Source organism: Streptomyces sp. SBT349 (genome assembly GCF_001083795.1).
Taxonomy (GTDB): Bacteria; Actinomycetota; Actinomycetes; order Streptomycetales; family Streptomycetaceae; genus Streptomyces.
On record NZ_LAVK01000346.1, the window covers coordinates 1 to 7894 of the forward strand.

Below are 7894 nucleotides of genomic sequence, written 5' to 3' on the forward strand. Positions count from 1 at the left end.
GTCCCCGTCCGTCCACCACCCGAGGAGCGGCGGCCCCCCGTAGAAGTCCGCCCCGCGGACACGCAGCGTCTCCAGCACGGTGAGCTGCACGGTGTGCTCGGCGGGCCGCCCCTCCAGGAACCCCCCGGCCACATCGAGGAACGCACCGGGATCACGCGTCACACTCCAGGACATGCCCCCATCCTCACCCGGACGGCGGCCCGGAGTACACCAGGTTTTCGATTACCGCTCGAACGAGTGATTTCCCCCGGTCGACATGGCATCGGCGGCATCGGCTGCCGTAGAACGGAGCCGTGAGCATTCCATCCCAATCGCCGGACGGCCCCGAGCCGTACCCGGTCGCCGACCCGGAGTCGGCATTGAAGTACGCCGTCCAGCACATCGCGAGCCACCGCGCGGAGATCGTCGAGGGCAGGATCTCGCCGGTGTCACTGAGCTGGGGTCACGAGACGGTGGTCGACAGCCTGCGCCGGCAACTGGGTCCGGTGACCGCGCGGCTGGGGTGCATAGCGGGCTCCGGCTCCCTGGACCTCCCCGGCAGCGGCAACTGGTTCGTACCCGGCTTCGCCGTCGTCCCCCGCGACCTGGCCAGGGCGTCCGGGGCCCTGGTCCCCGACCAGACGCTGCTGATCGTCCAGGTCACCTCTGCGTCGAGCGCCGACACCGACCGCGTCGTCAAGCGGCGGCGCTACGCCGAGTACCGGGCGCCGTTGTATCTGGTCGTGGATCGGGGGGAGCGGACCTGCACGCTGTTCAGCAGGCCGGGTGAGCTGGGGTACTCCCGGGTGGACGGGCCGCTGCGGTTCGGCGAGGTGGTGCCGCTGCCGGAGCCGTTCGGGCTGGATCTGGAGACCAAGGAGCTGGAGTAGGACGGGTGTTCACCAGGGCAGGTCGCGGATCTGCTGTACGCACAGGACCAGGAAGAGGACGCCCGAGCCGAGGAGCATCAGATTGCTCACCGGGCCGTTGCGCCACTGCGTGGTCACGCGGCTCGTGTTCAGCAGCCAGAAGAGGGTCAGGGCGAGGAACGGCATGAAGAACGCGCCGAGGACGCCGTAGGTCAGGATCAGGCCGATCGGTTCGTCCAGCCACAGCAGGCCCATCGGGGGGAACGTCAGCCACAGCAGGTAGGCCCGGAAGGGCCAGGACCTCTCGCGGTCCTCGGGAGGGATGACCCGGTCGGGGCGGACATGGCCGACGAAGTCGGTGAACAGCAGGCTCACTCCGTGCCAGACGCCGATCACCGAGCTGAAGGAGGCGGCGAAGAAGCCGACCAGGAAGAGGTTGGCCGTGGCCGCGCCGAAGCGGTCCTCCAGGATGTCGCCGACGTCGAGCAGACCGCGATCGCCGCTGGCCAGGGCGATCTCCGCGGAGTTCAGGAGTTCGGCGCCGATCACCAGCATGGCGATCACGAAGATGCCGGTGGTCGCGTAGGCGGTCCGGTTGTCCAGGCGCATCATCGGGATCCAGCGCGGCCCAGCCCAGCCCTTGGCGGTGACCCAGTAGCCATAGGCCGCCAGCGTGATCGTGCCGCCGACGCCGCCGATCAGGCCCAGCGTGTAGAGGACGGAGCCGTCGGGAAGCACCGGAAGGAGCCCGGCACCGAGCGCCGCCGTGTCGGGGCCCACCCGGATCGCGACGCCGACCACCACCAGGAACATCACGCCGACGAAGCCCATCATCAGCTTCTCGACCACGGCGTACCGGTTGAACCAGACGCAGACCAGGCCCAGCAGCCCGGTGACGATTCCCCAGGTCCGCAGCGAGGGGCCGTCGGGCCACAGGGCGACCAGGGGCATGGCGCTCGCCGACATGGCGGTGGCGCCGTAGACAAAGCCCCAGACCGTCACATAGACCGCGAAGTACCCGACGGTCCAGCGTCCCAGGGAGCGCCAGCCCTCGAAGATGGTGGTGCCGGTGGCCAGATGCCAGCGGCCCGTCGCCTCCGCCAGGGATATCTTGATCAGGCAGCCGAGCACGGCGGCCCACACCAGCGTGTAGCCGTACCGCTCACCCGCCACGGCCGTCGCGACCAGATCGCCCGCGCCCACGCCGGTCGCGGCGACGACCAGGCCGGGGCCGATCAACCGCCAGCGGGCCTTGGGGGGTTCCGTTGGTTCCGTTACCTCCTGCGCCTCTGTCACGAGGGGCATCCTGCCCCAGAACGCGCCAGGTGATAAGCGGTCGCGAACGATTTACCGCTTCAGGGAAAAGGAATCACGGAACCGCGCGTCCCCGGCCATACTCGGCGGGGTGTTCCTCACCATATCGGCCGCGGGCGACGCCGCCCGCCCCGCCACCGACCTCGGCTTCCTGCTGCACAAACACCCGGACAGGGCCCAGGAGTTCAGCACCTCCGCCGGGCCCGCCCACGTGTTCTACCCCGTGGCGGATCCCGCACGCTGCACCGTCGCGCTGCTGCTCGACGTCGACCCCGTCTCCCTGGTCCGCAACCGCGGTCGCGGCCGGGGCGCCGCGCCCGACGCGACGCTCGCGCAGTACGTCAACGACCGCCCCTACGCGGCCTCCTCGCTGCTGGCCGTGGCCCTGGGGCAGGTCTTCCGGACGGCGATGCGCGGCGACTGCGCGGCCAGGCCCGACCTGCCGGGGCGCGCCCTGCCGCTGACGGTGGAGGTCCCGGCGCTGCCCGCCCGCGGCGGCGCCGAGGTGGTGCGGCGGCTGTTCGAGCCGCTGGGCTGGACGGTGACGGCCGAGCCCGTGGCGCTGGACGCGGCGTTCCCCGGCTGGGGCGACTCGCGGTACGTGCGGCTGATCCTGACCGGCACGGTCCTCCTGTCCGCCGCGCTGCGGCAGCTGTACGTCCTGCTGCCGGTGCTGGACGCGGCCAAGCACTACTGGATCACCGAGGAGGAGGTCGACAAGCTGCTGCGCGCCGGCGACGGCTGGCTGGCCCGGCACCCGGAGCAGAGGCTGATCGTGGGCCGCTACCTGGCGCACCGCTCGTCCCTGACCCGGCAGGCGCTCTCCCGTCTCGAACTGGCCCGGCTCGCCGAGTCCGACGACAGCGCGGCCGAGGAGCTGGACAACGCGATCGACGACGACGCCGACACGGAGGACGCGCCCGTGCCGCTGGCCGTCCGCCGCCGCGCGGCGATCCTGGAGGCCATCGCCGAGACCGGTGCCACCCGCGTGCTCGACCTGGGCTGCGGCGGAGGGCAGTTGCTCGGCGCGCTGCTGGGAGACCGACGGCTGAGCGAGGTCGCCGGGATGGACGTCTCGGCCCGCGCCCTGGCCACCACCCGCAGGAGGCTGCGGGTGGACCGGATGCCGGACCGCGGGCGCGAGCGGCTGACCCTGCTGCACGGCTCGCTGATGTACACCGACGCCCGGCTCAAGGGCTATGACGTGGCGGTGCTGAGCGAGGTCGTCGAGCATGTGGACCCGCCGCGCCTGCCCGCGCTGGAGTACGCCGTCTTCGGCTCGGCGCGGCCCGGCGCCGTCATCGTCACCACGCCGAACGCCGAGTACAACGTGCGCTGGGAGACGCTGCCCGCGGGGGAGTTCCGGCACAGCGACCACCGGTTCGAGTGGACGCGGGCCGAGTTCACCGCGTGGGCCTCGGCCGTCGCCCGACGGCAGGGCTACGCCGTCGCGTTCCGCCCGGTCGGCCCCGACGATCCCGAGGTGGGCCCGCCCACCCAACTCGCCCTCTTCACGCGCGAGCACACGTCCACGGAGAACGAGCGGGGAAGCGAGGCGGGCGTCCGATGACGGACTTCGACGTGCCCGACCTGTCGCTGGTGGTGCTCATCGGCACCACCGGATCCGGCAAGTCCACCTTCGCGCGACGGCACTTCCTGCCCACGCAGGTCGTCTCGTCCGACGCCTGCCGCGGCCTGGTCGCCGACGACGAGAACGACCAGAGCGCCACGCCCGAGGCGTTCGAGCTGCTGCACTACATCGTGGGCAAGCGGCTCGCGGCCGGGCGGCTCACCGTGGTGGACGCCACCAACGTCCAGCGCGAGCCCCGCCGCCAGCTGATCCAGCTGGCCCGCGAGCACGACGTGCTGCCGGTCGCCGTCGTGCTCGACGTGCCGGAGCGGGTGTGCGCCGACCGCAACGCGGTCCGCCCTGAGCGGGCCGCGATGCCCGCGCACGTCGTCCCGCGCCAGAAGCGCGAGCTGCGCCGTTCGCTGCGCGGCCTGGAGCGCGAGGGCTTCCGCCGCGTCCACGTGCTGCGCGGCGAGGAGGAGATCGAGGCGGCGGCCATCCGGCTCACCCGCCGGTTCAACGACCTGCGCGACCGCACCGGCCCCTTCGACCTCGTCGGCGACGTGCACGGCTGCCGCGCCGAGCTGGAGACGCTGCTGGGCGAGCGGCTCGGCTGGACGATCGAGCGCGACGCCGCCGGGCGGGCGGTGGGCGCGAGCCACCCCGGGGGCCGCACGGCCGTCTTCGTCGGCGACCTGGTGGACCGCGGCCCGGACTCGCCCGGCGTGCTGCGGCTGGTGATGGGCATGGTGGCCGCGGGCACCGCGCTGTGCGTGCCGGGCAACCACGAGAACAAGCTGGGCCGCCTGCTCAAGGGCCGCAAGGTCGGGCTCACCCACGGCCTCGCCGAGACCGTGGAGCAGCTGGAGCGCGAGGACGCGGTGGACCCCGAGTTCCGCGCCCGGGTGGGCGCGTTCATCGACGGGCTGATCTCGCACTACGTCCTGGACGGCGGCGGGCTCGTGGTGAGCCACGCCGGGCTGCCGGAGAAGTACCACGGCCGCACCTCGGGCCGGGTCCGTTCGCACGCGCTCTACGGCGACACCACGGGCGAGACCGACGAGTTCGGGCTGCCCGTGCGCTACCCCTGGGCCGAGGACTACCGGGGGGCGGCGGCCGTCGTCTACGGCCACACGCCGGTGCCGCGGGCCTCCTGGGTGAACAACACCCTCTGCCTCGACACCGGTTGCGTCTTCGGCGGGGCGCTGACCGCGCTGCGCTGGCCGGAGCGGGAGATCGTGGACACCCCGGCGGAACGGGTCTGGTACGAGCCGGTGCGCCCGCTCGCCACCGACGCGCCGGGCGGCGCCGACGGCAGGCCGCTCGACCTGGGGGACGTCGCGGGGCGCCGGGTGGTCGCCACGCGGCACGCCGGGCGGCTCTCGGTCCGCGAGGAGAACGCCGCGGCGGCGCTTGAGGTGATGAGCCGGTTCGCCGTCGACCCGCGGCTGCTGCTGCACCTGCCGCCGACGATGGCGCCGTGCGCGACGTCGGCCGAGGACGGGTATCTGGAGCACCCGGCCGAGGCGTTCGCCGCCTACCGGGCGGACGGCGTGCGCGAGGTGGTGTGCGAGGAGAAGCACATGGGGTCGCGCGCGGTGGCGCTTCTCTGCCGTGACGGTGAGACCGCGCTGAAGCGGTTCGAGGCGCCGGAGGGCGTGCGGGGCGCGCTGCACACGCGCACCGGGCGGCCGTTCTTCGCCGACCCGGACACCACGCGGGCCGCGCTGGAGCGGCTCGCGGGGGCCGTCGAGGCGGCGGGCCTGTGGGCGGAGCTCGACACCGACTGGCTCCTGATCGACGCGGAGATCACCCCGTGGTCGCTGAAGGCGGGCGGGCTGCTGCGCGAGCAGTACGCGGCGGTCGGCGCCGCGGCGGGCGCCGCGTTCCCCGGGGTGGTCTCCGCGCTGGAGGCCGCCGGGGCGCGGGGCGTGGACGTCGGCGGGCTGCTGGAGCGGCAGCGCCAACGGGCCGGTGACGTCTCGGCGTTCACGGCGGCGTACCGCCGGTACTGCTGGTCCGCGGGCCCCGGGCTGGACGGCGTGCGGGTGGCGCCGTTCGGCCTGCTGGCCGCCGAGGGCCGCTCGCTCGCGACACTCCCCCACGACGAGCAGCTGGCGCTGATCGACCGCGTGACCGAGCACGACCCGCTGCTGCTGCGGACGCGGCGGCTGCTGGTGGACACCGGGGACGAGGGGTCGGTGGAGGCGGGCGTGCGGGGGTGGCTGGAACTCACCGGGGCGGGCGGCGAGGGCATGGTGGTCAAGCCGCGGGCGGCGTATGTCCGGGGCGGGAACGGGCGGTTGGTCCAGCCGGGCGTCAAGTGCCGCGGCCGGGAGTACCTGCGGATCGTCTACGGGCCGGAGTACACCCGGCCCGAGCACCTGGCCCGCCTGCGCGACCGGCACCTGGGCCACAAGCGGTCGCTGGCGCTGCGCGAGTACGCGCTCGGCCTCGAGGCGCTCGACCGGCTGGCGGAGGGCGAGCCGCTGTGGCGCGTGCACGAGGCGGTGTTCGCCGTGCTCGCCCTGGAGTCCGAGCCGGTGGACCCGCGGCTGTAGCCACCTCGACGGGCCTCCACGCCCCTCCACGCCCTCCACCGAACGTTCACATACGCGTACCCCGGCGTCCCGTGTGCCGGGGGTACGTGCGCGGAGAACAGTAAGCGCTCACCGAAAAAATACCAGCCCACCAGCCCGGCGCCGAGGGTTGACCCGCCCCGAGGCGCCTTTTACGGTGCTCAGACCATTTATGCAGATGAAGAACATCCATATCCATGAACGGAGTTGCGATGTCGAGACCGTCCATCCCCCGGAGGTCGAGCCGGGCTCCGGCGGCCGTGCTGGCCCTCGCCGGAATGCTGGGAACCCTGACCGCCTGCGGCTCCGACGACAGCGAGTCGGGAGGCGGGGACGGTCCTCTGGAGGTCTGGACCCGCAGCGCGGACGCCCCCGCGGCGACCTATGAGCGGGTCTTCGAGGCGTTCACCGAGCAGACCGGCATCGAGGTCGACTACCAGCCGGTGGTGGAGTTCGACACGCAGATCCAGGGGCGGGCCGCCTCCCGCGACCTGCCGGACGTCTTCATCAACGACAGCGGCTCGCTGGGCACCTACCAGTCGCAGGGCTGGCTGCTGCCGGTCGACCGGGAGGCGATCGCGGGCCAGGACGGCATCGCGGACACCAACTGGGACATCACCCGCGGCGTCGACGGGGAGTTCTACGGCGTGCCGTTCTCCCGGCAGGCGTTCGTCACGGTGGTGCGCAAGGACTGGCGCGAGGCCGTCGGGATGGATGTGCCGCAGACGTGGGAGGACCTGACGGCGCTGGCCGACGCGTTCGCCACCCAGGACCCCGACGGGAACGGGAACGACGACACGTTCGGCATGGTGATCCCCGGCTCCACGGAGCGCGGTTACCTCTCCTGGTGGGCGTCGTCCTACATATGGCAGGCCGGCGGCGACTTCCTCACCGAGGCGGGCGAGGGCCGGTACGAGTCGGCGTTCGACTCGCCGGAGACGGTTCAGGCCGTCGAGTGGATCAGGGAGCAGTTCTGCACGCCGGGGCACGTGCAGCCGGGCGCCCTGACCTCGACCACCCTGGAGGCCCGCCACTTCAACAACGGCGAGGCGGGCATCTATCTGACCGGCCCCTACAACTTCGCCGCCTATGACGAGGCGCCGGGCACCGACACCTTCGAGGTCATCCCGACCCCCGCGGGCCCGGCCGGGTCCACCACCCTGGCCGAGGGCGAGAACATCTACTTCGGCGCCGGCTCCGACAAGGAGGACCAGCAGCGGCAGCTGGCCGAGTTCCTGATCTCGCCGGAGGCCCAGGAGATCGCCATGGCCGTCGAGGGCGGCTCCGAGCCCGTGGTGCGGCTGCCGGTCACCACCGAGCTCCAGGCGGGCGAGGTGCGGCAGGACGAGCGCTGGGACCTGGTCCAGGAGCAGTACGACACCGACGTGCGGACGTTCCCCTCGGCCATCGACTTCACGCCGGTCCGGCAGGCGACCGCCGAGGGCCTGAACGAGATCATGTCCGACTGCGGCGGTGACATCGCCGCCGGTGTCGCGCAGATCGACGAGGACATCACCGCCGAGCTGGAAGCGCAGGACCTGCTGCCGTGACCTCCCCCGTCACCGGGCGCGCGACGGCGAAGC

General features: G+C 72.8%; 5 protein-coding genes. 4 read left to right on the forward strand and 1 reads right to left on the reverse strand.

From position 1 onward, the window contains the following. Positions 1–293 precede the first annotated feature (293 nt). Positions 294–869 carry a Uma2 family endonuclease gene (locus tag ADY01_RS29440; RefSeq protein WP_234320458.1) on the forward strand — a complete coding sequence of 192 codons (576 nt, stop codon included), beginning with the start codon at positions 294–296 and terminating at the stop codon, positions 867–869. A gap of 9 nt (positions 870–878) precedes the next feature. On the opposite strand, the gene ADY01_RS29445 is transcribed toward ADY01_RS29440, so the two are convergent. Next, a complete protein-coding gene (locus ADY01_RS29445) occupies positions 879–2153 on the reverse strand; it encodes an Nramp family divalent metal transporter (RefSeq protein WP_049579564.1) in 1275 nt (424 codons plus the stop codon). 100 nt (positions 2154–2253) lie between these two features. Here ADY01_RS29445 and ADY01_RS29450 point away from each other — a divergent pair, with 100 nt between their 5' ends. The 3 genes from ADY01_RS29450 (at position 2254) to ADY01_RS29460 (ending at position 7861) form a co-directional block, all read left to right on the forward strand. Beyond that, complete coding sequence (locus ADY01_RS29450; RefSeq protein ID WP_049579566.1) at positions 2254–3732, forward strand: 3' terminal RNA ribose 2'-O-methyltransferase Hen1; 1479 nt, start codon at positions 2254–2256, stop codon at positions 3730–3732. After that, positions 3729–6293, forward strand: coding sequence for a polynucleotide kinase-phosphatase (locus tag ADY01_RS29455; RefSeq protein WP_049579568.1), 2565 nt, complete (start codon positions 3729–3731; stop codon positions 6291–6293). The genes ADY01_RS29450 and ADY01_RS29455 overlap by 4 nt, the downstream gene beginning before the upstream one ends. 230 nt (positions 6294–6523) lie before the next feature. Further along, on the forward strand, positions 6524–7861 hold the full coding sequence (locus tag ADY01_RS29460) for an ABC transporter substrate-binding protein (RefSeq protein ID WP_063784406.1): 1338 nt from the start codon (positions 6524–6526) through the stop codon (positions 7859–7861). Positions 7862–7894: the final 33 nt, after the last annotated feature.